Source organism: Microbacterium sp. Cr-K20 (assembly GCF_000708325.1).
GTDB lineage: Bacteria > Actinomycetota > Actinomycetes > Actinomycetales > Microbacteriaceae > Microbacterium.
In genome coordinates this window covers 1-25,267 of record NZ_JARE01000044.1, presented here as the reverse complement: position 1 = coordinate 25,267, position 25,267 = coordinate 1, and the positions used below count along the sequence as shown (strand labels likewise).

The 25,267-nt window shown below is 69.4% G+C and carries 27 protein-coding genes; 14 read left to right on the top strand and 13 right to left on the bottom strand.

From position 1 onward, the window contains the following. Window positions 1-99 precede the first annotated feature (99 nt). Together GZ67_RS0107720 and GZ67_RS0107715 are read left to right on the top strand one after the other, a co-directional pair. Complete coding sequence (locus tag GZ67_RS0107720; protein WP_029261089.1) at window positions 100-537, top strand: flagellar hook assembly protein FlgD; 438 nt, start codon at window positions 100-102, stop codon at window positions 535-537. Window positions 538-565: 28 nt separating this feature from the next. Beyond that, the gene (locus GZ67_RS0107715; protein ID WP_029261090.1) at window positions 566-1,726 is read left to right on the top strand and encodes a flagellar hook protein FlgE; all 1,161 of its coding nucleotides are present in this window, start codon (window positions 566-568) and stop codon (window positions 1,724-1,726) included. Window positions 1,727-1,831: 105 nt separating this feature from the next. On the opposite strand, the gene GZ67_RS0107710 is transcribed toward GZ67_RS0107715, so the two are convergent. The 3 genes from GZ67_RS0107710 to GZ67_RS0107700 all read right to left on the bottom strand — a co-directional run bounded on the left by GZ67_RS0107710 (window position 1,832) and on the right by GZ67_RS0107700 (window position 4,259). Then, window positions 1,832-2,443 (bottom strand): hypothetical protein, encoded by a 612-nt coding sequence (locus GZ67_RS0107710; RefSeq protein WP_136025818.1) that lies wholly within the window; start codon window positions 2,441-2,443, stop codon window positions 1,832-1,834. 191 nt (window positions 2,444-2,634) lie between these two features. Continuing rightward, window positions 2,635-3,888: an MFS transporter gene (locus GZ67_RS0107705; RefSeq protein ID WP_029261092.1), complete on the bottom strand. Its 1,254-nt coding sequence runs from the start codon at window positions 3,886-3,888 to the stop codon at window positions 2,635-2,637. Beyond that, window positions 3,888-4,259: an ArsR/SmtB family transcription factor gene (locus tag GZ67_RS0107700; RefSeq protein WP_029261093.1), complete on the bottom strand. Its 372-nt coding sequence runs from the start codon at window positions 4,257-4,259 to the stop codon at window positions 3,888-3,890. Before GZ67_RS0107700 ends, GZ67_RS0107705 begins: the two co-directional genes overlap by 1 nt. Before the next feature lie 259 nt (window positions 4,260-4,518). Between GZ67_RS0107700 and GZ67_RS0107695 the strand changes: the two genes are divergently transcribed. Genes GZ67_RS0107695 through csrA form a run of 12 tightly spaced genes read left to right on the top strand, consistent with a single transcriptional unit; the run spans window position 4,519 to window position 13,762 of the window. Next, complete coding sequence (locus tag GZ67_RS0107695; protein WP_029261094.1) at window positions 4,519-4,761, top strand: flagellar FlbD family protein; 243 nt, start codon at window positions 4,519-4,521, stop codon at window positions 4,759-4,761. Then, window positions 4,761-5,576: a motility protein A gene (locus tag GZ67_RS0107690; protein ID WP_029261095.1), complete on the top strand. Its 816-nt coding sequence runs from the start codon at window positions 4,761-4,763 to the stop codon at window positions 5,574-5,576. Before GZ67_RS0107695 ends, GZ67_RS0107690 begins: the two co-directional genes overlap by 1 nt. Continuing rightward, window positions 5,573-6,382 (top strand): OmpA/MotB family protein, encoded by an 810-nt coding sequence (locus GZ67_RS0107685; RefSeq protein WP_029261096.1) that lies wholly within the window; start codon window positions 5,573-5,575, stop codon window positions 6,380-6,382. Before GZ67_RS0107690 ends, GZ67_RS0107685 begins: the two co-directional genes overlap by 4 nt. 46 nt (window positions 6,383-6,428) lie before the next feature. Continuing rightward, window positions 6,429-7,361 (top strand): flagellar motor switch protein FliM, encoded by a 933-nt coding sequence (locus tag GZ67_RS0107680; RefSeq protein ID WP_029273843.1) that lies wholly within the window; start codon window positions 6,429-6,431, stop codon window positions 7,359-7,361. Next, complete coding sequence (fliN, locus tag GZ67_RS0107675) at window positions 7,358-8,017, top strand: flagellar motor switch protein FliN (protein WP_029261098.1); 660 nt, start codon at window positions 7,358-7,360, stop codon at window positions 8,015-8,017. Before GZ67_RS0107680 ends, fliN begins: the two co-directional genes overlap by 4 nt. Window positions 8,018-8,049: 32 nt before the next feature. Then, entirely contained in the window at window positions 8,050-8,508 is a 459-nt protein-coding gene (locus GZ67_RS0107670) for a FliO/MopB family protein (protein WP_231481733.1), read from the top strand. Further along, the gene (gene fliP / locus GZ67_RS0107665) at window positions 8,505-9,320 is read left to right on the top strand and encodes a flagellar type III secretion system pore protein FliP (RefSeq protein WP_029261099.1); all 816 of its coding nucleotides are present in this window, start codon (window positions 8,505-8,507) and stop codon (window positions 9,318-9,320) included. Before GZ67_RS0107670 ends, fliP begins: the two co-directional genes overlap by 4 nt. Next, window positions 9,317-9,589 (top strand): flagellar biosynthesis protein FliQ, encoded by a 273-nt coding sequence (gene fliQ, locus GZ67_RS0107660; protein ID WP_029261100.1) that lies wholly within the window; start codon window positions 9,317-9,319, stop codon window positions 9,587-9,589. The genes fliP and fliQ overlap by 4 nt, the downstream gene beginning before the upstream one ends. Before the next feature lie 4 nt (window positions 9,590-9,593). Then, on the top strand, window positions 9,594-10,355 hold the full coding sequence (locus GZ67_RS0107655; protein ID WP_029261101.1) for a flagellar biosynthetic protein FliR: 762 nt from the start codon (window positions 9,594-9,596) through the stop codon (window positions 10,353-10,355). Continuing rightward, window positions 10,352-11,443: an EscU/YscU/HrcU family type III secretion system export apparatus switch protein gene (locus GZ67_RS0107650; protein ID WP_029261102.1), complete on the top strand. Its 1,092-nt coding sequence runs from the start codon at window positions 10,352-10,354 to the stop codon at window positions 11,441-11,443. The genes GZ67_RS0107655 and GZ67_RS0107650 overlap by 4 nt, the downstream gene beginning before the upstream one ends. Beyond that, window positions 11,440-13,500, top strand: a complete 2,061-nt coding sequence (locus GZ67_RS0107645) for a flagellar biosynthesis protein FlhA (RefSeq protein ID WP_029261103.1) — start codon at window positions 11,440-11,442, stop codon at window positions 13,498-13,500. The genes GZ67_RS0107650 and GZ67_RS0107645 overlap by 4 nt, the downstream gene beginning before the upstream one ends. A gap of 4 nt (window positions 13,501-13,504) precedes the next feature. After that, on the top strand, window positions 13,505-13,762 hold the full coding sequence (csrA, locus tag GZ67_RS0107640) for a carbon storage regulator CsrA (RefSeq protein ID WP_029261104.1): 258 nt from the start codon (window positions 13,505-13,507) through the stop codon (window positions 13,760-13,762). Window positions 13,763-13,811: 49 nt separating this feature from the next. Here csrA and GZ67_RS0107635 read toward each other — a convergent pair whose 3' ends face one another. The 10 genes from GZ67_RS0107635 to GZ67_RS20785 all read right to left on the bottom strand — a co-directional run. Beyond that, window positions 13,812-14,951, bottom strand: coding sequence for a hypothetical protein (locus tag GZ67_RS0107635; RefSeq protein ID WP_029261105.1), 1,140 nt, complete (start codon window positions 14,949-14,951; stop codon window positions 13,812-13,814). Continuing rightward, window positions 14,948-16,543: a sensor histidine kinase gene (locus GZ67_RS0107630; protein WP_029261106.1), complete on the bottom strand. Its 1,596-nt coding sequence runs from the start codon at window positions 16,541-16,543 to the stop codon at window positions 14,948-14,950. Before GZ67_RS0107630 ends, GZ67_RS0107635 begins: the two co-directional genes overlap by 4 nt. 205 nt (window positions 16,544-16,748) lie before the next feature. After that, window positions 16,749-17,552 carry a response regulator transcription factor gene (locus tag GZ67_RS0107625; protein ID WP_029261107.1) on the bottom strand — a complete coding sequence of 268 codons (804 nt, stop codon included), beginning with the start codon at window positions 17,550-17,552 and terminating at the stop codon, window positions 16,749-16,751. Then, window positions 17,549-18,046 carry a tRNA (adenosine(37)-N6)-threonylcarbamoyltransferase complex ATPase subunit type 1 TsaE gene (tsaE, locus tag GZ67_RS0107620; RefSeq protein ID WP_029261108.1) on the bottom strand — a complete coding sequence of 166 codons (498 nt, stop codon included), beginning with the start codon at window positions 18,044-18,046 and terminating at the stop codon, window positions 17,549-17,551. The genes GZ67_RS0107625 and tsaE overlap by 4 nt, the downstream gene beginning before the upstream one ends. Further along, window positions 18,043-19,149, bottom strand: coding sequence for an alanine racemase (gene alr, locus GZ67_RS0107615; RefSeq protein WP_029261109.1), 1,107 nt, complete (start codon window positions 19,147-19,149; stop codon window positions 18,043-18,045). Before alr ends, tsaE begins: the two co-directional genes overlap by 4 nt. After that, complete coding sequence (locus GZ67_RS0107610) at window positions 19,146-19,505, bottom strand: holo-ACP synthase (protein WP_029261110.1); 360 nt, start codon at window positions 19,503-19,505, stop codon at window positions 19,146-19,148. Before GZ67_RS0107610 ends, alr begins: the two co-directional genes overlap by 4 nt. A 93-nt stretch (window positions 19,506-19,598) precedes the next feature. Then, window positions 19,599-21,446, bottom strand: coding sequence for a glutamine--fructose-6-phosphate transaminase (isomerizing) (gene glmS / locus GZ67_RS0107605; RefSeq protein ID WP_029261111.1), 1,848 nt, complete (start codon window positions 21,444-21,446; stop codon window positions 19,599-19,601). 63 nt (window positions 21,447-21,509) lie between these two features. After that, window positions 21,510-22,463 carry a type I pantothenate kinase gene (gene coaA / locus GZ67_RS0107600; RefSeq protein WP_029261112.1) on the bottom strand — a complete coding sequence of 318 codons (954 nt, stop codon included), beginning with the start codon at window positions 22,461-22,463 and terminating at the stop codon, window positions 21,510-21,512. 85 nt (window positions 22,464-22,548) lie between these two features. After that, entirely contained in the window at window positions 22,549-24,651 is a 2,103-nt protein-coding gene (locus tag GZ67_RS0107595; protein ID WP_029261113.1) for a fibronectin type III domain-containing protein, read from the bottom strand. Window positions 24,652-24,691: 40 nt separating this feature from the next. Continuing rightward, a partial coding sequence (locus GZ67_RS20785) for a fibronectin type III domain-containing protein (protein ID WP_036330234.1) occupies window positions 24,692-25,267 on the bottom strand: 576 nt, incomplete at its 5' end.

The window sequence follows — 25,267 nt, the reverse complement described above, 5'->3', positions numbered from 1 at the left end:
CCGGCCGTCGTCCCCTCCGCACCGGACGGCGCACCATTTGTCCCCCTCGTCTCGCCGCTCGGCGGCATCGATGTCTTCGCCTGATCCGAGAGGAACCCCATGACCACGGTCGACCCCATCACCGGCACCATCCCGCCCACCGGCGTGCAGACCGGAAGCACCACGCCTCCGGTCGAACGCAAGAAGACGCTCGACTCGGAGGTGTTCCTGAAGCTGCTGGTGACGCAGCTGACCAACCAGGACCCCAGCTCTCCCATGAACACGAACGAGATGATCTCGCAGACCACGCAGCTCGCGTCCATGGAGCAGCTGACCGCGCTGTCGGCCACCTCGACCGAGAGCTTCGCGCTCAGCATGCGGCAGACCGCCGCCGCGCTCATCGGCCACGAAGCCCAGTACGTCGATGCCGACGGTGTCACGCAGAAGGGCATCGTCACCTCGGTCTCCTATGCGGGCGCCGTGCCGCTCGTGACCATCGGCGAAGCATCCATCCCCCTCGACGCCGTCTCCGGCGTCTCCCTCGTCCCCAAATCCTGATCAGCCCCGCACCCAGAAAGGCACCACCATGCTCCGCTCCCTCTTCGCCGGAATCTCGGGCCTGCGCTCGCACCAGACCATGCTCGACGTCACGGGCAACAACATCGCCAACGTCAACACGACGGGCTTCAAGGCCTCGGCCGTGCAGTTCCAGGATTCGCTGTCGCAGCTGCTGCGCAACTCGATGATGCCGCAGACGAACCTCGGCGGTCAGAACCCCGCCCAGGTCGGTCTCGGCGTGCAGGTCGCCGGCATCAGCACCAACTTCGCGTCGGGGGCACCGCAGCCCACCGGCGTCCCCACCGACCTCATGATCGCCGGCGACGGCTTCTTCGTGGTGCGCTCCGGCGGAGAGACGCTGTACACCCGCAACGGCGGCTTCTCGTTCGATGCGAGCGGCAAGCTGGTCTCGGCCGACGGTGCGCTCGTGCAGGGCTGGACCGCGCGCGGTGGAGCCATCGTCCCCGGTCAGGGCATCGGCGACATCACGCTCCCCGTTGGCGCTCTGAGCCCGGCCGCCGCGACGACCACCGCGCGAGTGACCGGCAACCTGCCTTCGGGCGCGGCCGTCGGCGACACGCTCGTGCGCGACATCAAGACCTACGACGCGCAGGGCACGGAGACCTCGATGCGTCTCACCTTCACCCGCACGACCGCCGGCTGGGACGTCACCGACGCTGCCGGCGCGCGCACCCCGCTGGCCTTCACCGACGGCAAGCAGGCCGGTGCCTCGTCGATCGTGTCCGGCGGCATCACGGTCGACCTCTCTGCGGTCACCGGCTTCGCCGACGTCAGCGACATCGCCATCAAGGAGCAGAACGGCAAGCCGGCCGGCACCCTGAGCTCCTATGCCCTGACGAACGACGGCAGCCTCGTGGGCACGTTCAGCAACGGCGACACCGAGGTGCTCGCGCGCATCGCGCTGGCCGGCTTCGTGAACCCGGGCGGACTCGAGAAGACCGGGTCCTCGCAGTTCCGTCCCAGCGGCAACTCCGGCCAGCCGACGCTGGGCGAGGCCGGAACCGACGGCCTGGGCGGCATCATCAGCGGCGCCCTCGAGATGTCGAACGTCGACCTGTCGCAGGAGTTCACCAACCTGATCGTCGCGCAGCGCGGCTTCCAGGCGAACGCCCGCATCATCACCACGAGCGACGAAGTGCTGCAGGAGCTCACGAACCTCAAGCGCTGAGTCGCGGCCGCTCGCTGCTTCCCCGGGAGGGTTCTCCGCGTGATCGCGGGGAGCCCTCCCGGGGTGCTTTCCGGCGGGCAACCAAGGCTTCCCCGGTACTGGACGTTAGCTCTGATCGAGCGCGTACGCAGCAAAGCCGGGGAGGGTGAACGAGAGTCGCCCATGGCTGGATGCCTCGATGAGCCCCCTCTGCAGCAGCTTGTCGCGCGGTACGCCGAGGGACATACTCCCCACGCCGAGCCGCTCGGCGACGTCTTCTCGCTTCACATTGATGCCACCGAGTTCGGCGAGAGCAATCATGAACTCACGCTGCTTGACCGATGCGGAGCGCCAACGAGTGGCGAACAGCGTTTGCATCCGCCCGGCGACATTCGGAAGTGCGTCCGAGACGTGGGTAGGAGTGATCTGCGCGCCGGCGTCCGGCGATCCCGCTGCCGCCCACGTGGCCTCACCCACGAGCTGAACCTTGTAGGCATAACCGTCGGAAGCGTCGACGGCCATGCGGAGCGCGTCCTGATGCCAGCTCACACCGAGATCCTGTGCAGGCGTCAGCAGCGCCGCTGTCGCTCCGAGTTCGCCGATTCCGACCAACGGCTGAAAATCAAATCGCTCACTGAACGTGGCGGCCGAAGTCAGATGGTCCTCGCTACCGGGCAGGCCGACGCAGAAAAGACCGGCCGGGGGCGGCCCTGCCCGGAACCGACTTCGCGACTTCACCTGGAGTGTGCGGGCTGGTCTGGGACATGCGCGCACTGTGGCGCAGACTTACAGTTGAGCGCAACTGTAAGTCTGCGCCACGATCCCGGGCTCGCACGCGACCAGCGCCGCCACCGCTGACATCGGATGCACACCGGCCACCGGCCGATGGCCTGGGCGGCATCATCAGCGGCGCCCTCGAGATGTCGGTGCTAGCTCCGACCGGAGGCGTCGGCCCGGATACGGGTGGGGTCGCGAGGCGCCAATGCCCGGCGCGCATACGTCACGGCCACCGCTCCGGCCACGAGGGCGATCACGGCGAGTGCGACGGCGGCGGCGGTCAAGCTCGCCGCCCCCAGCCAGCCGGCGATGGGGTAGGTGATCAGGAAGCAGGCGTGCGAGAGCGCGAACTGCGCCGTGTAGACGAGGTTCCGGTTCTGCGGGGTGGAGGCGTCGGCGAGCAGCCTCGACGACGGGGTGTTCACCAGAGACGTGCCCATACCCAGCACGACCCAGGTGCCGAGCAGCACGAACCAGCCGCTGCCGTCGGCCGACGCGTATGCCGTCACGAGCACGGCGGCGATCAGCCCGGCCACGATGGCGAGCGCCCCCGCGATCATGGTCCGGATGACCCCGAACCTGTCGACCACCCACGGGATGTTCACGGCGACGACGAGAGAGCCGATGCCGTAACAGGCGAGGGCGAACGCGAGTGCCTCTTCTCCGAGCCAGAACACACCGCGCGCGTACACGACGGAGTTCACCAGGACGATGGCGGTGCCGGCTGCGACGACGACGTTCGTCAGCAGCAAGAAGCGCAACGTCGGAGTGCGCGCGAAGACCTTCGCACCCAGCGGCACCCGCTGCCAGAACGGCAGTGCGGGGCCGTCGTCGACGCGGGCGGGAAGGCGCGAGAGGAGGACGAGGAGTGCCGAGCAGGCGAAGCCGATCGCGGTGCCGACGAAGAGGTTGTTGTAGGTGACCGCCGTGAGGAGCAGGGCTGCGATCGTCGGGCTGAGCAGCGCCTCCAGGTCGTAGGCCAGACGTGACAGCGACAAGGCGCGCGTGTAGTCCTTCGGGTCCGGCAGCACGGACGGGATCAAGGATTGGAAGGCCGGAGTGAAGGTGGCCGACGCGGACTGCAGCACGAACACCAGCACGTAGATCTGCCAGGCCTCCGTGACGAACGGGAGTAGGAGCGCGATCCCCAACCGCACCGCGTCTGCGGTGATCAGCACCGCCTTCTTCGGGAGCCGGTCGACGACCGCGGCGATCAGCGGAGCGACCCCGACGTAGGCGACCATCTTGATCGTCAGCGCCGTGCCGAGCACGGAACCGGCGGCGTCGCCGGCGATGTCGAAAGCGAGCAGGCCCAGCGCCACGGTGACCAGCCCCGTCCCGAGCAGAGCGATCACCTGCGCCGAGAAGAGCTTCGCGTACGTGCCGTTGCGGAGGACCTGCAGCATCAGCGGGTGTCTTCCGGCGCCGGGTGTTCGCCGCGGTGGTGGGCCGGGTCGTTGCTCAGCGTGTGCTGGGCCTGAAAGATCGCGTCGGCGACCAGCTGACGGGCGTGCTCGTTCGCGAGGCGGTAGAACACCTTCGTGCCCTCCTGACGCGTGACGACGATCCGCGCCAAGCGCAGCTTCGCCAAGTGCTGGGAGACGGCGGGAGCCGATTTGTCGACGATGTCGGCGAGATGGTTCACGGACAGTTCCTGATCGCGCAGAGCGAGGATGATCCGGATCCTGGTGGCGTCGGCCAGCATCGAGAAGACCTCGACCGCGAGCTCGACATAGCTGCTCTCCGCGGTCAGTGCACATTTAGCATCTGCATTCATACGCAGATTATTGCAGATGCAATTTCTTCTGCAGCACGAACTGACTCGCGTGCACCCGAAACTAAGGTTTAGCACCCTTAACCACGAGTAACGGAGCGACTACTCGTGTTTGCGGCACCAACGCGCCGGTTCCCCGCGCCCACCGGCCCCGTCGCTAACGCCGGACGCTCACCAGCCGACAGTCACCTCCGACAGCCCAGGACGGGCCGTCGGGTCCGCGCTCCCCGGAACGCGGACGGATCTTTCCAGGATGGAGCCCATGATCGTCCTCACGCGCCTGAACCGTTCCCGGTTCGCGGTGAATCCCGACCTGATCGAACGTGTCCAGGCAACGCCCGACACGACGCTCATCATGGTCGACGGTGCGACGTTCGTCGTCACCGAGACGATGGACGACGTGATCGCGCAGATCACCCGGTTCCGGGCCGGCGTGCTCGCTACCGCCGCCGCCCTCATCGCCGCGAACGAGGGCGACTCCCCCACTCCCGAGGCGGGTCTCTGATGGATCCGTCCCTCATCCTCGGGCTGGTCCTCGCGTTCGGCGCTTTGATCGCCATGATCAACCTCGAAGGCGCGACCATCGGATCGCTGCTGATCCCCGCCCCGATGGTGCTGGTCTTCGGAGCCACGATCGCCGTCGGCATCGCGAGCGGCACAGTGCGCGATGCGCTGCATGCGGTCAAGTCGCTCCCCCGCGCCTTCCGCGGCGAGCGCCGCACCGCGTCGAGCATGATCGACACGGTGGTCGGCTACGCCGAGAAGGCGCGCGCCGAAGGGCTCCTCGCCCTCGAGCAGGGGCTGGAGGACGAGAAGGACCCGTTCCTGCGCCAGGCACTGCAGAGCATCGCCGACGGCACGGACGCCGAAGACCTGCGAACCCTGCTGGAGGATGAGCTCACCTCGACCGCTGCCCGTAACCGCACCGCCTCACGCTTCTACATGACCCTCGGCGGCTTCGCCCCGACCGTCGGCATCATCGGCACGGTCGTCTCCCTCACGCACGTGCTGGAGAAGCTCGACAAGCCGGACACCCTCGGTCCCATGATCGCGACGGCCTTCGTGGCGACGCTGTGGGGTCTCCTGTCGGCCAACTTCATCTGGCTGCCCATCGGCGGACGCCTCCAGCGTCTCGGCGAGCTCGAGCTCGAACGCATGACCGTGCTCATGGAGGGCATGCTCGCGATCCAGGCCGGCGCCCCGCCGCAGTTCGTCGGAGAGCGCCTGCGCGCCCTCGTGTCCGAGCGCCCCTCCGCCCGCTCGGGCCGTCGCACCCGCACTCGCGCCGCGGAGGAGACGGAGACGGAGCCCGCGTCGTGAGCGTCCGGGCCCGTCGCCGCGTACCCCAGGAGGAGCACAGCGGTCCGGACGAGCGGTGGATGGCGTCCTACATGGACATGGTGACCGTGCTGATGTGCATGTTCATCGTGCTGTTCGCGATGTCGACCGTCGACCAGGAGAAGTTCGAGGCTCTCAGCGCGTCACTCGCGACCGGCTTCGGCCAGGAGCCCTCGGAGGACGTGGATGCCGTCACGGGGGTCGTGGTGCCGCCGGAGCTGGTCGACGAGAAGGGCGAGGACTTCGCCGACATCGAGCTGGCCGCGGCGCAGACCGAGTTCGACGAGCTCTCCGCGCTCCGCGAGCGGCTGCGCACGGTGCTCGCCGACAACGGCCTCGAGGCCGACGTCACCTTCACCATCGACGAGCGCGGCCTCACGATCGGGCTCGTCAGCGCCGAGACGTTCTTCACCACGAACAGCACCACCCTCAGCTCGAAGGCCGTCCTGGTGCTCGATGCGCTCGGCTCCGTCCTCGTGACCGCCCCGAACGAGATCTCGGTCGAAGGCCACGCCGACGTCCGCGGATCGGTCGCCCCGTTCCCCACGAACTGGGAGCTCTCGGCCGGTCGATCCACCCAGGTGCTGCGGCACCTCGTCGAGGCGTCCGGGCTCCCGCCGGCGCACCTGAAGTCGGTCGGGTTCGGCGACACCCGACCTGTCGCGGCCGGTTCTTCCCCCGCGGCGCTGGCACAGAACCGGCGCGTCGACATCGTCGTCCTCTCCGACGCGAAGGAGGAGGTGCGAGCACTCATCCCCGAAGCACAGGCTGCGCAGCCGGCCTCCTGACCGTTCCCGCCTAACGCACGTCGATCACCACCCGATAGTCGGGTTCGTGGTGATCGAGGACAGCGTGCGCTCCGACGTGCGCACAGCGACGGCGACGAAGACCGCCGAAGTCGAGGTGTACGACTTCGGCCGTTCGGCGACCCTCTCGCGCGAGCACACCCGCGCCCTCGAGCTGGCCTTCGAGACGTTCTCCCGGCAGTGGTCGGCGCAGCTCTCGGCCAAGATCCACGTGCGTGCCACCATCGCCGTCGAGCATGTCGGGATGCTGACCTACGGCGAGTACGCCGCCTCGCTGCCGACCACGACGACCCTGATCGTGTGCGCGCTGCCCGACTCCGACGAGCGGCTCATCGTGCAGCTGCCGACCTCCGCCGCCACGACCTGGATCGTGCAGATGGTGGGAGGACGAGCGTCCGCGACCTCGGAGGACCGCACGTTCACCCCGATCGAGCAGGCACTGATCCGCTCCCTCATCGTCGACGCGCTCGACCACCTGACCGGCTCGCTGGACGGGCTGCTCCCCTCCGGTGTCACCGTGAGCGGCATCCAGTACAGCTCGCAGTTCGCCCAGGTCGCCGCATCGGGCGAACCGGTCATCGTCGCCCGCTTCTCGATGCGCCTCGCGGGTCGGGCGGTGCCGGTGAGCGTCATGCTGCCGGCGTCGGTGCTCGCCGGCTTCACCGTGCGCACCTCGGATGCCGACCGCGCCGCAGCGCCCGGCCTGGTCCGACGCCAGGTCGAGGTCTCCCCCATCGAGCTCTCGCTGCGTCTGGCCCCGCGCGCCGTGCTCCCCCGTGAGGTGCTCGACCTCGCCGTCGGCGACATCATCTCCTTCCCGCACTCCGCCGATCGCCCGATGCTGTTCGCCGTGGGCGATCAGACCGTCGCCACCGCCGCTGTGGGCAGTGCCGGCGCCCGTCTCGCGTGCGTCGTCGCCACCACCGTCCCCGATCCCGTCTTCGCCGAGGAGCCCGCGTGACCAGCACCACCACCTACGAGTCGGCCGTCGCCGCCGCCTTCGCCGCGTCGTTGCCGACCGCCGCTCCCGTCACCGCCCGCGCCTCGCAGGTCTCCGGAGACACCGGCGATGCCGTGATCGTGCACTTCGTCGGCGAGGCCAGCGCGCAGCTCGCCGTGCAGCTCTTCGACGCCGATACCCTGGTCGACGGGCTCGCGGGAGCGCCCCTCGCCGACCGGCTGCGCGACGCGCTGGAGGCCTCGACGACCGCGCTCGGAGCCGGCGCGCTCGGCGATGCCGTGATCGGCGATGCCTCTCCGCTCTTCTCGAATCCCACCGCGCAGCTCTTCGACCTGCAGGACGACGCGGATCGCACGATCGGCCGCCTCGCCGTCGTCGTCACCCGCGCTCCGGCGGCGGCATCGAGCTCGACCCGGCGTCTGCACCGCATCGCCGGCGTCGAGATGGAGCTCACGGTCGAGATCGGCCGCACCCGCATGTCGGTACGCGATGTGCTCGACCTCGAACCCGGCCGCATCGTCGAGCTCGACCGCTCCGCCGGCGCCCCGGCCGACATCAAGCTCAACGGCCGCATCATCGCGCACGGCGAGGTGGTCGTGGTCGATCAGGACTACGCGGTGCGGATCACCCGCATCCTCGAGAACGTCGAGGCCTGACCCTGGACGACCTCCTGCTCGGCCTGCGGGTCGTGCTCTCGCTCGCCGCCGTGCTCGGGGTGCTGTGGTTCCTGCAGCGCCGCGTCGCGCGCACGCAGGCCCGTCGGCGCGACGGCGAGGTCATCACGGTGCTCGGGCGGCAGGGCGTGGGTCCGAAGGCGCAAGTGGTCGTGGTCCAGACCGAAGACGCCCGGTACGTCCTCGGTGTCACCGAGCACGGCGTGAGCGTCGTCGACAAGCTGCCGGTCAAGGCCGCGGCGCAACCCGATGCAGACACCCACTGGTCGGCGGCCACCGCGAACGCCGCATCCGATGCCGCGGAGTTCGACCGCATCCTCGCCGCGACCGCCCTGACCGAGACGACCGCGGCATCGCCGACCCGGCCGGCTCCGCAGCGCCGGGTGCGTCATCGGAACGATCCCCTGCGCGGCTCCATCCTCTCCCCCGAAACCTGGCGGCAGACCGCCGAGGCCATCCGGCGCACGCGATGAGCGCGTCCCGTGGGGTCGTCGACGGCCGCGCGCTGCGACGGGTCGCACTGATCCTCCTCGCTGCCTTCGCCCTGGTCGCGGTGCTCACATTGCTCACCGGCACCGCCGCCCACGCCGAGGTCACCCCCGACGACCCGGGCGAGGGCGTCACGATCGACATCAACGGCGTCGACGGCGGCCCCTCGGGTTCGATCCTGACCCTGCTGGGCATCACGCTACTCTCGGTCGCCCCGGCACTTCTGCTGATGATGTCGTCGTTCACGAAGATCTTCGTCGTGCTGGCGATGACCAGGAATGCCCTGTCGCTGCCCACGATCCCCCCGAACCAGGTGCTGGCAGGGCTCTCGCTCTTCCTGTCGCTGTTCATCATGTGGCCCGTGCTGACCGAGATCAACACGGTCGCCGTGCAGCCGTACATCGACGGAAGCCTCACCTTCACGCAGGCGATCGACGTGGGCCAGCTGCCGCTGCAGGAGTGGATGCTGCGCTTCACGCGCGAAGAGGACCTGGCCCTGATGACCCGGATGGCGGGTCAGCCGAACCCCGAGGATCCCTCGAGCGTGCCGATGTACACCCTCATCCCGGCGTTCATGATCTCGGAGCTCCGCGCCGCCTTTATCATCGGCTTCGTCATCTTCGTGCCGTTCCTCGTGATCGACCTCGTCGTCGCCGCGGCGCTGATGTCGATGGGCATGATGATGCTGCCGCCGGTCATGATCTCGCTGCCCTTCAAGATCCTGCTGTTCATCCTCGTCGACGGCTGGGGCCTCATCATCCGCGCCCTGCTGGAGAGTTACGGGGGTGTCGGATGAGCCCGGAAGCGGTCATCGACATCGGCACCCAGGGCCTGATCATCGCCGCGAAGCTGGCCGCCCCGGTGCTCGTCACGGCCCTCGTGGTCGGCTTCGCGATCTCGCTGCTGCAGTCCATCACGCAGGTGCAGGAGGTGACGCTGTCGTTCGTGCCGAAGATCGTCGCCGTCGGCATCGCGCTGCTCATCGCCGGCAACTGGATGATCGCCGAGATGATCGCCTTCACGAACGAGATGTTCGCCCGCATCCCCACCCTGCTGAGCGGGTGACCGCGTGTTCATCCCCATCGACTTCGCGTGGCTCGAGGCGACCATGCTCGCCGCTGTGCGCATCACCGCCTTCATCATGATCGCCCCGCCGTTCTCCTACGGCGCCATCCCGGTGCGGGTGAAGGCGATGCTCGCCATCGGCCTCTCCCTCGCCGTGGGCACGGCCGTCGCTCCCGGCTACGAGAACCTCGGCACCGGCCCGTTCCTCGGAGCCCTCGTGCTGCAGCTGCTCACGGGAGCCCTGCTCGGCTTCCTCGTGCTGCTGTGCTTCGCCGCGCTGCAGGCGGCCGGCAGCCTGATCGACGTCTTCGGCGGGTTCCAGCTCGCCCAGGCGTTCGACCCGCACTCGCTCGTGAACGGCGCCCAGTTCACCCGGCTCTTCCACATCACCGCGCTGACGCTGCTGTTCGCCTCGGGCGGGTATCAGCTGATCCTCGCCGGTCTCGCCCGGAGCTTCGAGGCGGTGCCGGTCGACGGCATCTTCGAGGTGGCCGGGCCCGCCGAACTCCTCATCGACGGGGTGTCGCAGATGGTCCTCGCCGCCGTGCAGATCGCAGGTCCCCTGGTGCTGGTGCTGTTCCTCGCCGACGTCGGGCTCGGACTGATCACCCGGGTCGCGCCGGCGCTCAACGCCTTCGCGATGGGCTTCCCGGTGAAGATCCTGCTCACCCTGCTGCTGGCCGGTGCCGTGTACGCGGTGCTCCCCGGCATCGTCGACGCCCTCTCCGGGCAGGCGCTGAAGATGATGCAGGGGGTGCATGAGTGAGCGGCACCGACACCGGCGAACGCAGCGAGAAGGCCACCGACAAGCACCTCAACGAAGCCCGCAAGAAGGGGCGCCTCTCGCGCAGCCAGGACCTCACGGCGTGGCTCGGCATCGGGGCCGCGGCGATCGCCATGCCCGCGGCGATCGCCCTCGGCGCAGGCGCCGGGACCGAGCAGCTCCTCACCGTCACCTCTCTGGTGTTCAGCCCCACGCCGGAGGCGGCACTCGGTGCGCTCGAGCGTGGCCTCGCCTCCGTGCTCCCGACCATCGCGGTGATGCTCGCCGCCGTCGCGATCGTCACGCTGATCGGCGCGGTCGTCCAGGGCGGCGTGCATCTGAAACCGCTCACCGGGCGCTTCGAGCAGTTCAACATCGTCAGCGGCATCCGTCGCGTGTTCGGCCTGCAGGCACTGTGGGAGGGCGCCAAGGCTCTGCTGAAGACCGCGGCGATCGGCATCGCGCTCTGGGTGGTCATCGCGGGGCTGATGCCGGTGCTCACCGCCAGCGGCGCCCATTCGATCTCTCGCCTGCTCGGCACGGCGTCCGAGGGCACGGCCGCCCTGCTGCAGACCGCGATCGCCGTCGGTCTTGTCCTCGCCGCGATCGACATGTTCGTCGTGATGCGCCGCAACCGCAAGCACACGCGCATGACCAAGCGCGAGATCCGCGACGAGAGCAAGAACTCCGAGGGCGATCCGCTGATCCGTCAGCAGCGGCGGTCCCGGCAGCTCGCCGCCAGCCGCAACCGCATGATCGCCGCGGTCGCCGGATCGGATGTCGTGGTCGTCAACCCGACGCACATCGCGATCGCCCTCCGGTACGAGCCCGGTCGCGCGGCCCCCAAGGTCGTCGCGAAGGGCAGCGGTGTGATCGCGGAACGCATCCGTGACGAGGCCGTGCGCGCCGGTGTGCCGCTCGTGCGCGAGATCACGCTCGCCCGCGCCCTGCACGCCGCGTGCGAGCTCGGCCAGGAGATCCCCGAAGACCTGTACAACGCCGTCGCGCGCGTGCTGGTGTTCGTCGACGCGCTGCGTCGGCGCGGCGCCGCCCGCGGCATCCACACCCTTCCCTACCGGAGGACCGCATGAGACAGCTGTTCGTCAAGCTCATGGTGCCCATCGGGGTCGTCGGCATCATCATGCTGCTCGTCGTCCCGGTGCCGCCGTTCCTGCTCGACATCCTCATCATCCTGAACATCATGTTCGCACTCGTGATCCTGCTCACGTCGATGTTCGTGAAGAAGCCGCTGGACTTCTCGGTGTTCCCCTCGCTGCTGCTGGTGGCGACGCTGTTCCGGCTCGGGCTGAACGTCGCCTCGACACGACTGGTGCTCGGGGAGGCGTACGCAGGTCAGGTGATCGAGGCGTTCGGGGCGATCGCCGTCGGCGGCTCGCTCATCATCGGCGCGGTGGTGTTCCTCATCCTCGTCGTCATCCAGTTCGTGGTCGTCACCAAGGGCGCGGAGCGCGTGGCCGAGGTCGGCGCCCGGTTCACGCTCGACGCCATGCCCGGCAAGCAGATGGCGATCGACGCCGACCTCAACGCCGGTCTCATCACCGATGCCGAGGCCCGCGAGCGCCGTGCGGAGGTCGCCGCGGAGGCCGACTTCTACGGCGCGATGGACGGTGCGTCCAAGTTCGTGAAGGGCGATGCGATCGCCGGCCTCGTCATCATCATCATCAACCTCATCGGCGGCATCGCGATCGGCATCGTGCAGCACGGCATGGCGATCGACGAGGCCGTGAGCACCTACAGCCTCCTCACGATCGGCGACGGGCTCGTCACGCAGATCCCGGCGCTGCTCATGGCGGTCTCGACCGGCATGATCGTCACCCGCTCCACGGCCGAGGCCGAGATGGGGACGGCGGCATCGGCGCAGCTCGGGCAGTCCCGCAACGCGCTCATCATCGCGGGATGCGCCGCGATCATCATGTCGCTCATCCCGCACATGCCGATGCTGCCGTTCGTCGCGATCGGAGCCCTCCTGCTGCTCGTCGCGCAGCGCATCAAGGCGAACCAACAGCGGGAGGAGGCGATCGCGGCCCAGACCCCGACGGCCGCCCCGACCGACCAGCCGGAGGAGCTGATCGAGAAGATGCGGGTGCACCCGCTCGAGATCCTCCTCTCCCCCGACATCGTCGATCTGGTCACGGGCGGCCCGGACGACCTCCTGGCGCGCGTGAAAGCGCTCCGCCGCCGGATCGCCCTCGACCTGGGCCTGATCACCCCGCCCGTGCGCACCCGCGACAGCATCGAACTCGCACAGGCGACCTATGTGATCCGCATCGCCGGGGTCGAAACCGGGCGCGGCACGGCACCGATCGGCTCGGTGCTGGCCCTCGGACAGGGCCTGGAGTCCCTTCCGGGTACGGCCACGCTCGACCCGGTGTTCGGGCTGGAGGGCAAGTGGATCCCCCTGGAGATGCGGCACAGCGCCGAGTTCGCCGGGGCCACCGTCATCGACCGGGCCAGCGTCATCATCACGCACCTCTCCAGCGTGATCCACGCCCACGCCGCGCGTCTGCTGAGCCGCGAGGACGTCCGTCAGCTCACCGACGCCCTCAAGCAGGCCTCCCCGGCCGCCGTCGAGGAGCTCACGCCCGCCCTGCTGTCGCTGGCCGAGATCCAGCGCGTGCTCCAGGGTCTCCTCGCCGAGCGCGTGCCGATCAACGACCTGAGCCGGATCTATGAGGCGCTCGCGCTGCGGGCCAGGACATCGACCGACCCGGAAGGACTGATCGAGGCGGCGCGGGCCGCGCTCGGCCCCGCGATCGCCGCGCGCTTCGCCGACGCGGGCATCCTCCGCGTCGTGATGATCAACCCGCTCCTCGAGCAGGCGATGCTCGAGAACCTGCGTCCCGGCGACGAGGGCACGCAGATCGTCTTCGACCCGCAGCGCATGGAGTCCGTCGTGGAGTCCGTGAAGCAGGCCGTCTCCTCGGTGCGCGAGGGCGGAGAGCCGGTGCTGGTGTGCGCTCCGTCACTGCGTCCCGCCGTGCGACGACTCGTGTCGGCGCAGACCGACGGCCTCCCCGTGCTCTCCTACACGGAGGCGACGTCCGCCGCGCTCACCATCGAGACGGTCGGTGTCGTCCGTGACGCCCCGGCCCCGTCGATCGGCGCCGTCTCCGCGGCAGTAGGCTGAACGAATGCTGGTTTTGACGAGGCGGATCGGTGAGAGCGTGCGCATCGACGGCGACATCGAGATCACGCTGCTCGAGATCAAGGGCGACAGCGTGCGGATCGGCGTGAAGGCGCCGCGAGAGACGCGCATCCAGCGGACCGAGATCATCGAGGCCGTGGTCGCGGAGAACGTGTCCGCCGCTGCCGAGACCGGCGCCGATGCCGATGCCGAGAATGCGATCGTCGCCGCCCTCGCCCGTGGCCGCGAGTCGCGCCCGTCCTGACTCGCATACGGACGGAGAATCGTCGTCCGCCGTCGACGACCTCGACCTCTCAGGCGACCGTCGCGTCGGCCTCGGCCGCCCGCTTCCACTGGTCGCCACCGGCCTCTCGTGCCCGCGCCGCCGCCCGTCCTGCAGCGGCCACCAGCACGTCGTAGTCGTAGCCGCAGGTGTCGGCCGTGGCCCAACCGATACTGGCGGAGGCGCGGACGCCACCGACGGCCCGGTCGTGGTCGATGTCGGAGATCCGGCTCAGCACCGCCCTGACATGGAACCTGACCGCTTCATCGCTCGCACGGATCACCACGACGGCACGGTCGTCGGCGATACGCTCGGCATCGGCCAGCGGCGGGAGCGCCTCCTGGATGTCGTCGTGGAAGCGATCGACGATGCGTGCGAACTCCGAGCCCGACATCGCCTCGCGGAGGTCGGCGGGGTCGTCCAGACGCACCTCGAGAATCGACCAGCCGTGGTCGTTCTGCGCCTCCGCCTTCCGGAGCCGCCGACGGGCGCGCTGCGCGACCCCATCCGTCTCGGCGGGTCGGGACTCCCCCGCCCGCACCAGCAGCACGAGCGTGAAGGCCGCGCAGGTCGACACCACGATGGTGCCGACGGCGTTCATGCCGCGCAGGGCGTCCAGCTGTTCCGCGGAGCTCGCCGTGCCGATCGTGAGCGCACTGATCGCGCTGGCGACCGACACGATCACGAAGCCGCAGGACGCCAGGGCGAGCGGGAGAATGATGTCCCGCGAGACCGGCTGCCTGCGCAGCAGCTCGTAGGCGACGAGACCGGCGAAGACACCGCTGCCGACGAAGACGAGGTTGAAAGCGGACAGATACCAGGGCGAGTCCGATGTCGCGACGAGCAACACGGGAGCGACGGCCACGAACACCACGACGATCCACCAGGGAGCGCGTCGTCCGAGGTGCACCCGCAGACCGATCCAGATCAGCGGTTCGAAGCAGAGCAGCAGCGCCGATGCCGCACTGCGAAGCGGTTGGAAGTCGTTCTGGTGCCCCGCGAGCCAGAGGTACGCACCGAGCATGCCGAGCCCGAACGCGGCACCCCAGATCACCGTCGCCCGCGAAGGGCGGGCGAGTGTGGCGAGGCCGAGCACCAGCACCGTCAGGACGGTGACGACCGCGACCATGCTCGTGGTGATGTCGACGTTCACGGGCACGAGAGGCGTCATGCCTGCACCTCTTTCTTACGACGGCGGGGAAAACGGAGTGTGACAGTGGTGCCCTGCCCCACCTCGCTCGTGACCTCGATGGCGCCCTCGTGGGCGACCACGATCTCGCGGGCGATGCCCATGCCGAGACCGGTGCCGGCGATGCCGCCGCGGATGGCGGCGTCGGAACGGAAGTACGGTTCGAACAGCCGGGGCAGCTCATCCGGCGCGATGCCCATGCCCGTGTCGGAGAGGACGAGCTCGGCCTGCGCACCCATCGCCCGCAGCCGGGCCGTGATGCGCCCACCGGAGGGCGTGTACTTGACGGCGTTGCTGAGCAGATTGTCGAGCACCTGACGCAGCCGGAAGGCATCCCCGTGGATGATGAGGGCATCCACGCCGACGATTTCCAGCACCTGGCGATTCACCGCGATCAGCGGCGCAGCGGATGCGGCGGCGGCCTCGAAGATCTGACGAAGGTCCACAGGCTCGAACGGGTCCTCGGTCGGCGGCACGGTCTGGTCCAGCATGGTCGTCACGAGCTCCTGCATCCGCTCTCCGGCATTGGCGATGACCTCGAGCTGCGCGGGGACCCGGCCCGGCAGATCCTCGCGCTCGCGCAGCAGGTCGACGTGGCCGACGATCGCGGTGAGGGGATTGCGCAGCTCGTGGGAGACGATCGCGGTGAGTGCGCGGCGCTCCTCTGCTGCTTCGAGGAGCATCGTGACGTCGTCGATGACGACGAGCGTGATCTGGTCGCGCGCCTTCGCGCTGGCCACCGTCTGCGTCGTCACCTCCAGCGCACGCCACTTGCCGGTGCCGTCGAAGAGCCAGACGCGCTCGTCCTGCAGCTGCTCGCCGGCGGCCGCCCTGGCGAGGGTCGTGCGCTCGGGGGGCACGGTCGCGCCGCGCCGTCCGTCGTACTCCACGGCCGCCGTGGGCAGTGCGGCTCCGAAGCGATCCCGCCCGTACAGCACCCGGTAGGCATCGTTCATCTGCAGGATGCGTCCCTCCGCCGTGACCACGACGAGGGCCACCCCGAGCGCATCGATGATCTGCGTCACCCGATGCTGATTGGTCTCGGCACGCTCCGCGGCGCGGTTGATCTGCTCGGAGCGACGCTGGAGGAGCCGCCGGGAGGCACGCGCCCGCTGCGCCCCGATGCGGACCGTCACCCCGAGGAAGCCCAGCGTGATGATCGCGGTGAGCACGCGCAGCAGAACGTCGGCCGGCGTGCCGGTGCGATCGGAGAACACCACCAGACAGAGGCCGATGAAGGCGATGCCTCCCACCACCCACGGCATGGTGAAGTATGACGCCAGCCACACGACCGGGAAGACCCACAGGAACCCGAGCCGCAGGTCGGGAGCGTTGGTGGTCAAGCCCACCGCGAGCGCGTCGAGGAACGGCACGACGATCACCGCGTTCGGTGGGAGGCGGTGCCACGGGACGAGCAGCGTCGCGATGGTCGTGACGACGATCAGCGTGATCCCCGCGAGGAAGAAGGGTATGCCGAGAGTCTGCGGCTTGAAGGCTGCGACCATCACGACGATCGCCACCATGCTGCCGGTGAAGACCAATTGCCAGCGCCAGATCGACACGGTACGGATCATCGACGCTCGCCCTCCCCCAAGAACCTCAGCTTTACCGCAAGATTACTCAAAGATCGCGGGTGCCAGCTCTTCAGGCGTCCCCGCAGCCCTAGCATTCTGAGTGGGGCCGACACTGCGACTGGGGAACAACGCAGACGCTGGGGCCACGCGAATGGGGATTCGCAGGCACCGGGGCCGCGGCTGGGGAGCCGCGGCCCCGCCCCAGTCAGGTCGCCGTGTCATCGGCGGGAGCGAGGCGATAGCCCACGCCGCGGACTGTCTCGATGTAGCGCGGTCGCGCAGAGCTGTCGCCGAGTTTGCGACGCAGATTCGCGATGTGCGTCTCTATCGCGCGCTTGTCCGGCTCGCTCACGTAATCGTTCGAGCCTTCGGGTGCGCCGCGCAGCCCGCGCGCGAGATCCGCCTTGCTGCGCACCCGCTGCTTCGCACCGAGGATGTCGGCGAGCAGGTCGAACTCGGTGGGTGTGAGGTCGATCCGCTTCTGCCCGATCAGCACGAGCCGCGTGTCGAGGTCGACGCTGAGGTCGCGGTGCACCAGGCCCCGCCAGGTCAAGACGGTGGCGCCTTCCGTCCCCGGCTCGTGCACGACGGCGGGGGCCGGCGTCGGGTCCGGGCGCGTGTCGACGATCCGGGGGCGCCGGAGGAGCGCCTCGATCCGCGCGCGCAGCTCTCGCGGCCGGAACGGCTTCACGAGGTACTCGTCCGCACCGGAGGTGAGCCCGAGGACCACGTCCGACTCGTCGGAGAGCGCGGACAGCATGATGACGAACGTGTCGCTCACCCGGCGGATGCGTCTCGCGACCTCGAACCCGTCGATGCCGGGGAGATTGATGTCGAGGGTCGTGATCACCGGCTGGTGTTCCTCGATCGCGGCGATGCCCTCCGGCCCGGAACCGGCGAGGTGGGTCTCGAAACCGGCGGCGAGGAACACCTCGTCCAGGAGCGAGCGCACACCGGGGTCGTCTTCGATGATGACGGCGACGAGCGGCGGGCGCACAGCCGCCGTCACGTGATGCCCTCGCGCACGATCGTGACGATCCGCGGAGCGTCGGCGTCGAGCTCTGCGGGGTCGAGCTCTGCGGGGTCGAGGTCGGAGGCGCCGACCGGCCGCTCGAGCTCGATGTCCCACCACGAATCGGCGAGCTCTTCGGCCATGCCGCGTCCCCACTCGATCACGACCACCGAATGTTCCAGGTCCAGATCGAGGTCGTCGAGCTCCGCAGCGGAGCCCAGGCGGTAGGCGTCGACGTGCACGAGCGGAGCCCGGCCGGTGAGCGACGGATGCGTGCGCGCGATCACGAAAGTCGGACTCTGCACGGGTCCGCGCACCCCGAGCCCCTCGGCGAGGCCGCGGGTGAAGGTGGTCTTCCCGGCGCCGAGAGGGCCGGTGAGGATGAGCAGGTCGCCCGCCTCCAGCTGCTCGCCGATGCGGAGGCCCAGCTGCTCCATCGCCTCGGTCGTCGCGATCTCCCGCCGGCCGAGGAAGGCCGGGTCGACGCTCATGATGCCCGCCGGGGGACGCGGGGACCGATGCGCGTGACGATCTCGTAGTTGATGGTTTCGGCGGCCACAGCCCAATCGGCGGCGGAGGGCACGCCGAGCGTGGGGTCGCCGAAGAGCACGACCTCGTCGCCGATCGAGACCGGGGTGTCGCCGACGTCGACGACGAACTGATCCATCGCGATCCGCCCGACGTTCACGAAGCGGCGTCCGGCGATCGAGACGGGGAGTCGCCCCGAGGCATTCCGCGGCACACCGTCGGCGTATCCGAGCGGGACGAGGACCAGCGTCGTGTCGCGGTCGGTGCGGTGGTCGTAGCCATAGGAGACACCCGTGCCCGCCGGCACTCTGCGCACGGCGGCGATCGCTCCGCGGAGGGTCATGGCGGGTCGCAGCCCGAGTTCGGCGGAACTGCGGTCGTCGAAGGGGGACAGGCCGAACAGGCCGACCCCGATGCGCACGGCGTCGAGTCGCATCTCGGGCAGGTCGATGGCGGCGGCTGTCGCGGCGATGTGGCGGATCTCCGGGTGGATGCCGAAGGATGCGGCCGCGGCGACACCCTCCTCGAACTTCGCGAGCGCCGCCCTGTCGTCGTCCGCCGAGGTGTTCGAGAGGTGGCTGAACAGCCCGACGATGCGCAGCCGTCCGATGCGTTCGAGGCGCGCGGCCTCGGCGAGCACACGCCCCCAGTCGGCCGGGGCGATGCCGTTGCGCGACAGCCCGGTCTCGAACTTCAGGTGCACGCCCACCGGCCGGTCGACCGTGGCCGCCGCCGCAGCCGCTTCGAGCTGGTCGAACGAGGAGATGCCGATCTCGATGTCCTGCGCGGCCGCGTGCTCGAACCTCTCCCCCGGTGCGTGCAGCCACGCCATGAGGGGGGCGTGCACGCCCTGCCTGCGCAGTTCGAGCGCCTCGGGGATCTCGGCGACGCCGAGGCGCGTGGCGCCAGCCGAGAGCGCGGCCACAGCGGTGGCCGCGGCGCCGTGCCCGTAGGCGTTGGCCTTGACGACGGCGATGACCTCGACGCCCGTGAGTCGGCGGAAGTGCCGCACGTTGTCGGCGATCGCGTCGAGATCGATGGTCGCCTCGCGGAAGGGGACGGTCACAGCGGGGCTCCTTCGGCGACGACGAACGCCGCGGCCAGGCCGGCGTCATGGGTGAGGGTCAGATGCAGAGTACGTATGCCGCGCTCCTCGACGACCGCGGCGGTCGAACCGGTGAGCACGAAGTGCGGGCGTCCCGACGGCTCGGAGGCGATCTCGATCTCGGTCCAGTGCACGCCGTCGGAACCGCCCAGCGCCTTGATGAGCGCCTCTTTGGCGGCGTATCTCGCGGCGAGCGAGGGAAGGCGCAGCGTGCGCTCGGAGGGGGCGAAGAGCCGCTCCCTGAGGCGGGGCGTTCGGGTCATCGTCCGTTCGAATCGCGGGATGTCCACGAGGTCGATGCCGGTGCCGATGATCACCCGTTCAGCCTAGCGAGCATGCGTCGCATCGGAATCGTGCGAATGGCCTCGTCTCCGTGGAAACAAGGCCATTCGTGCGACGTGAAGACGGGACTACTCGACCGTGACCGACTTCGCGAGGTTGCGGGGCTGGTCGACGTCGAGTCCCTTGGCGGTGGCGAGTGCCATCGCGAAGATCTGCAGCGGGACGACGGCGAGCAGCGGCTCGAACATCGCGCCGGCCAGCGGGATGTGGATGACCTCGTCGGCGAACGGCAGCACGGCCGCGTCGCCCTCTTCGGCGATCACGATCACCCGGGCGCCGCGAGCGCGGATCTCCTGGATGTTCGAGACGACCTTCGAGTGCACGAGCGCGGAGTGACGCGGCGACGGCACCAGCACGAACACCGGCTGTCCCGGTTCGATGAGCGCGATCGGCCCGTGCTTGAGCTCGCCGGCGGCGAAGCCCTCGGCGTGGATGTACGAGATCTCCTTGAGCTTGAGCGCACCCTCGAGCGCGATCGGGTAGCCCACGTGGCGACCGAGGAACAGCACCGAGCGGGTGTCCGCCATCCAGCCGGCGAGCTGCGTCACGTGCTCCTGCTCGCTCTCGAGGACCTTCGCGATCTTCTCCGGGAGAGCTGCGAGCTCGGCGACGTCGGTCGACGCGTCGGCGATCGCTCCGCGCACACGGCCCATGTGCAGGCCGAGCAGCAGCAGTGCGGTGATCTGCGCCGAGAACGCCTTGGTCGACGCGACGGCGACCTCGGGGCCGGCATGGGTGTAGACGACGGCATCCGACTCGCGGGGAATCGTGGCGCCCTGCGTGTTGCAGACCGACAGCGTGCGTGCGCCGCGCTCGCGGGCATACTTCACGGCCATCAGAGTGTCCATGGTCTCGCCGGACTGGCTGATCGAAACGACGAGGGTGTCGGCGCCGATCACCGGGTCGCGGTAGCGGAACTCGTGCGCGAGCTCGACGTCGACGGCGACGCGTGCCCACTGCTCGATCGCGTACTTGCCGACGAGCGCGGCATACGACGCCGTGCCGCAGGCGGTGATGATGACACGGTTGATGCCGACGAACAGCTCGTCGAGTCCGTCGAGCTCGGGGATGACGACCTGGCCGTCCTGGATGCGTCCGCGGATCGTGTTCGCGACGGCCTCGGGCTGCTCCGAGACCTCCTTGGCCATGAAGCTCGACCATCCGCCCTTCTCGGCGGCGGCGGCATCCCACGACACGTCGAACGGCTCGGCCTCGACGGGCGTGCCGGCGAAGTCGGTGACCGTGACGGCCTCCGGCGTGATCGAGACGATCTGGTCCTGTCCGATCGACAGCGCCTTGCGGGTGTATTCGATGAAGGCGGCGACATCGGAGCCGAGGAAGTTCTCACCCTCGCCGAGTCCGATCACGAGCGGGGAGTTGCGGCGGGCGCCGACCACGAGACCGGGGTGGTCCTGGTGCATCGCCAGCAGGGTGAACGCGCCCTCGAGACGGTTCACGACGCTGCGGAAGGCCAGCTGCAGGTTGCCGCCGTTGCCCGCGTACTCACGCCCGAGCAGGGCCGCCGCGACCTCGGTGTCGGTCTCGCTGCGGAACACCACGCCATCGGCGAGCAGTTCCTCCCGCAGGGCCGAGAAGTTCTCGATGATGCCGTTGTGGATCACGGCGAGCTTGTCATCGTCGGCCAGGTGCGGGTGCGCGTTGACGTCGGTCGGTCCACCGTGCGTCGCCCAGCGGGTGTGACCGATGCCGGTCGACCCGTCGGGCAGCGGCGCGTCGGCGAGCGAGTCGCGCAGCATGGCGAGCTTGCCCGCCTTCTTGCGCATGCCGAGCGAACCGTCCCCGTCGATCACGGCGACGCCCGCGGAGTCATAGCCGCGGTACTCGAGGCGGGCAAGACCGGCGAGAAGGATGTCCTGGCTGGGGCGCGGGCCCACGTATCCGACGATTCCACACATGGGATCAAGAGTAAGGCGGGTTTTTTGCGAGTCGTCCGTACATTCTCCCGACCCGAACGGCGCTCAGAGTTTGCGCAGCAGCACGCTCTCCACGTCGTGATCCGCGCCCTTGCGCAGCACCAGTCGCGCACGGTGCCGCGTCGGCATCACGTTCTCGACGAGGTTGGGCATGTTGATCTCATTCCAATATCCGAGTGCCGTGGTGATCGCCTCCTCGTCCGTGAGGTGCGCGAACACGTTGAAGTAGGACGACGGGTTGGCGAACGCGGCCTGGCGGAGGGCGAGGAAGCGGTCGACGTACCACTTCTCGATGTGCGAGGTGTCCGCGTCCACGAAGATCGAGAAGTCGAAGAGGTCACTCACGGCGACGTCGTTCGGCGCGGGCGGCGGCTGCAGGACATTGAGGCCCTCGACGATGACCACATCGGGACGACGGACGACGACGTTGGCGTCGGGCACGATGTCGTAGCGCATGTGCGAATAGAAGGGAGCGCGCACCTCGGTCGCGCCGCTCTTGACGTTCGTGAGGAACTCGATCAGCGCGCGGCGGTCGTACGACTCCGGGAAGCCCTTGCGATCCATGATCCCGCGGCGCTCGAGTTCGGCGTTCGGGTAGAGGAAGCCGTCGGTGGTGACCAGCTCGACGCGCGGAGTGCCGGGCCAACGGCTCATGAGCTCGCGCAGCAGGCGCGCGATGGTCGACTTGCCGACCGCGACCGACCCGGCGACGCCGACGACGAACGGGGTGGTCGTGTCGTCCTCCTGGAGGAACGACGACGTGGCCGCCCCCAGACGCTTGGTGGCGGTCGCGTAGAGGCTGAGCAGGCGACTCAGCGGCAGGTAGACCTCGCGCACCTCGGTGAGGGAGAGCCGGTCACCGATGCCGCGCAGCTCCACGACCTCGGTCTCGGTGAGGGGCTGCTCGAGTCCGGCGGCGAGCCGGGCCCATTCCGCGCGGCCGATCTCCCGATAGGGCGACAGCGGCAGCGTGGGGTCGACGGTGGTCACGGAGTACATCGTATCCGCGTGCTCGCACGCGGGATGCGCCGGACGCCCCTTCCCCCGCGGGAGGGAAGGGGCGTCCGGATGCGACGTGCGTGCGTCAGGATGCCGACGCCGCTCGCCGGCGAGCCACCAGCAGACCGCCGGCACCGAGCAGGACCAGGGCGGTCACGCCGCCGGCGATCAGCAGCCCGGCATCAGCTCCCGTGTTGGCCAGCCCCGATGCGCCCAGCGTCACGGAGGTGCGAGCCACCTCGACGCCGTCGACGAACACGACGACCGCGTGGCCACCGGCCGGGACGGATGCCGGGATCGTGGCGTTCAGCGCGAACGTGCCGTCGGCCGCGGCGGTCGTGCTGCCGAGGACGGTGGGAACGGAGTGCAGCTCGACGCGCACGGCGTCGGAGTCGGGGTCGAGCCCTTCTCCTTGCACCCTGATCTCGCCGCCGGGGCGCAGGTCGCCGGTCACGGTGACGGAGGCGTCTCCCGCCTCGGGGAGCTCCCCCTCCTCGCCGCCGCCCGGCTCGCCTTCGCCGGGCTGGTCGCCGCCCACGGTGACGGAGGCGGTGGCGGAAGCGGGCGAGCTCCCGATCTCGTTCCGCGCCGTCACCGACGCCGAGTGGGTGCCCACCGGGACCCCGGTGAAGGTGTGGCTGGTGACGCCCACCGCGATGTCGACGGTGGTGGCACCGAGCGTGACGGAGTATCCGGTGAGCGGCGATCCGCCGTCGGATACCGGGGCGGCCCAGCTGACCGTGACGGCATCGCCCACAGCGGTCACCGTCGGAGCCGACGGCGCCGCGGGAGCGGTCACCACGGGCTCGACCCCGAGTCCGAAGAACTGATCGAGCTTCGCGAGCGCCTCATCGGCGAACGCGAGGTTCGTGAGGCGACCGGCCTCGTACTGCTCATCGGTCTGGTTCGGCCGCTTCGCGGGACCCTGCAGGTCGGAGATCCACCACCACTCGGTCATGTACTCGCGGAAGCCCGCCTCACCGTTGTCCTGGATCCAGTTCTTCGTGATGGGGGCGGCCGTGGCGGAGCCGTCGTAGTCGAAGAGGTACGGGACCTGCAGCTTGCGGGCTGCCACCTTCTCCGCCGCGGTGTCGCCGCCCGGGTGGTACTCGACCCGCTGGCCGGCACTGCCGTTCAGGACGTACTGGGTCTGCAGGTTCGGGAGGTGCTTCTGCACCAGGTCGCCGTAAAGGTGCGCGATCGACGAGTTGGTGTCGCGGATGTGCGCGTTCGCCCCGCTCCAGCCGTCGAGGCGCAGGTCGAACACGTACACGGTCTGCACGCCGGACTCCGCGGCCTTGTGGTTCACGGCGCGGATCACGGCGCGGGTGTTGTGGCACCAGGTGCCGCCGAACAGGATCGTGTGCTCCCCGTCCGACTCGAGCAGGTCGACGAGCTCCGGGTACGTGATCGACTGCAGCACGAAGTCATCGGCGTCGGCGTCCGCGAAGATGGTCTCGCCGTACGCGGTGAGGTTGGTGCTGTACGCCGCGCGGTGGCGGGAGTTGACCGCGGTCGAGAAGAACTCGTACTGCGACTGGGTGTCCAGCGTCGCCTGGCCGTTCACGGCGACGGCCTCGAACACCGATGCCACCCTTTGGCGGTAGCCGTCCGTCGCGGCCGAGGTGGTGTCCTCACTGCCGCCGAGCGACGAGACGATGCGGTCCTCGACGCCCTCCACGCGGCGGTCGCCGTCGTAGACGAAGAGGTAGGGGTCGGTGCCTGCGCCGAACTCGGGGGTCGTGTCCTTATTCAGGTACCCGTCGACGAGGCGCGTGTAGAGCGCGCCCGCGGCCTCGCCGGTGACCCCAGTGACGAACGTCCGGATGTCGACGGAGGCGCCGTCCAGCAGCGGATCGAACGTGTAGATCGCGTCGACGCCGTACTGCTGAGCGACCTGGTCGATCTGCGCCGCGGTGGCGACGGTGGTGGGATCGCTCGGACCGCCGAGGAGGAACGCGTAGGTGCCGTCGCTGTTGAGGAGGCTCTCGAACCGCTCGAACGTCACGGACTCGAAAACCGAGCCGGCGCGGAGGCCCGGGATGGTGTCGGCGAAGTAGTCGAACGTCGGGGTGGGGACCGGGGCGGCTGCTGCCGGGAGGGCCGTGAGACCCGCGGCTCCGCCCGCGACGAGCGCCGCGATGACGGACCCCGCGGCGAGACGTCTGCCTCGTGCTGTTCTGGACATGATGAAGGTTTCCTGTTCTCGGTGCGTGTGCGTGATCGGGTCAGAGGATGGGGGTGCCGTCGTCGGATGCCGCGGCCGGGACGGTCGCTGTCGCGCTGGAGCGACGACGCAGCCACCACCAGGTGAGCAGCCCGCCGGCGACGACGACGATGCCGCCGAGCGTCAGCGGCGCCGCCAGGGGGATCCCGGCTTCCACGGGCGCTTCGGCGGTGACGGTCGCAGCGGTCTTCGCCGTCTCCGTCTCCTCGCCGGCGATCTCCACGCCCGCGATCGACTCGGACGCCGGAGAGTCGCCCACGGCGTTCGTCGCGATCAGCGTGAGGTCGTACGTGCCCTCACCGAGTTCGATCTCGTACTCGGTGGCATCTGCCGGAAGGGCGATCGGCGTGCCCTCGTTCAGGACCAGCTTGTAGCCGGTGAGCGCGGAGCCGCCGTCGGCCGGAGCCGTCCAGGCGAGGGAGAGCGTCGTTCCGTCGATCTCGTGGGAGAGGCCGGTCGGAGCCGTCGGAACCGTGGCCGCGACCGCCGCCTTCTCCGGGGTCGTGCTCGTGCTCGTGTTCGTGGTCGTGGAGTTCGACGTACCGGCCGCCGGCTTGTCGTTGCCCGTCGCGGGTGG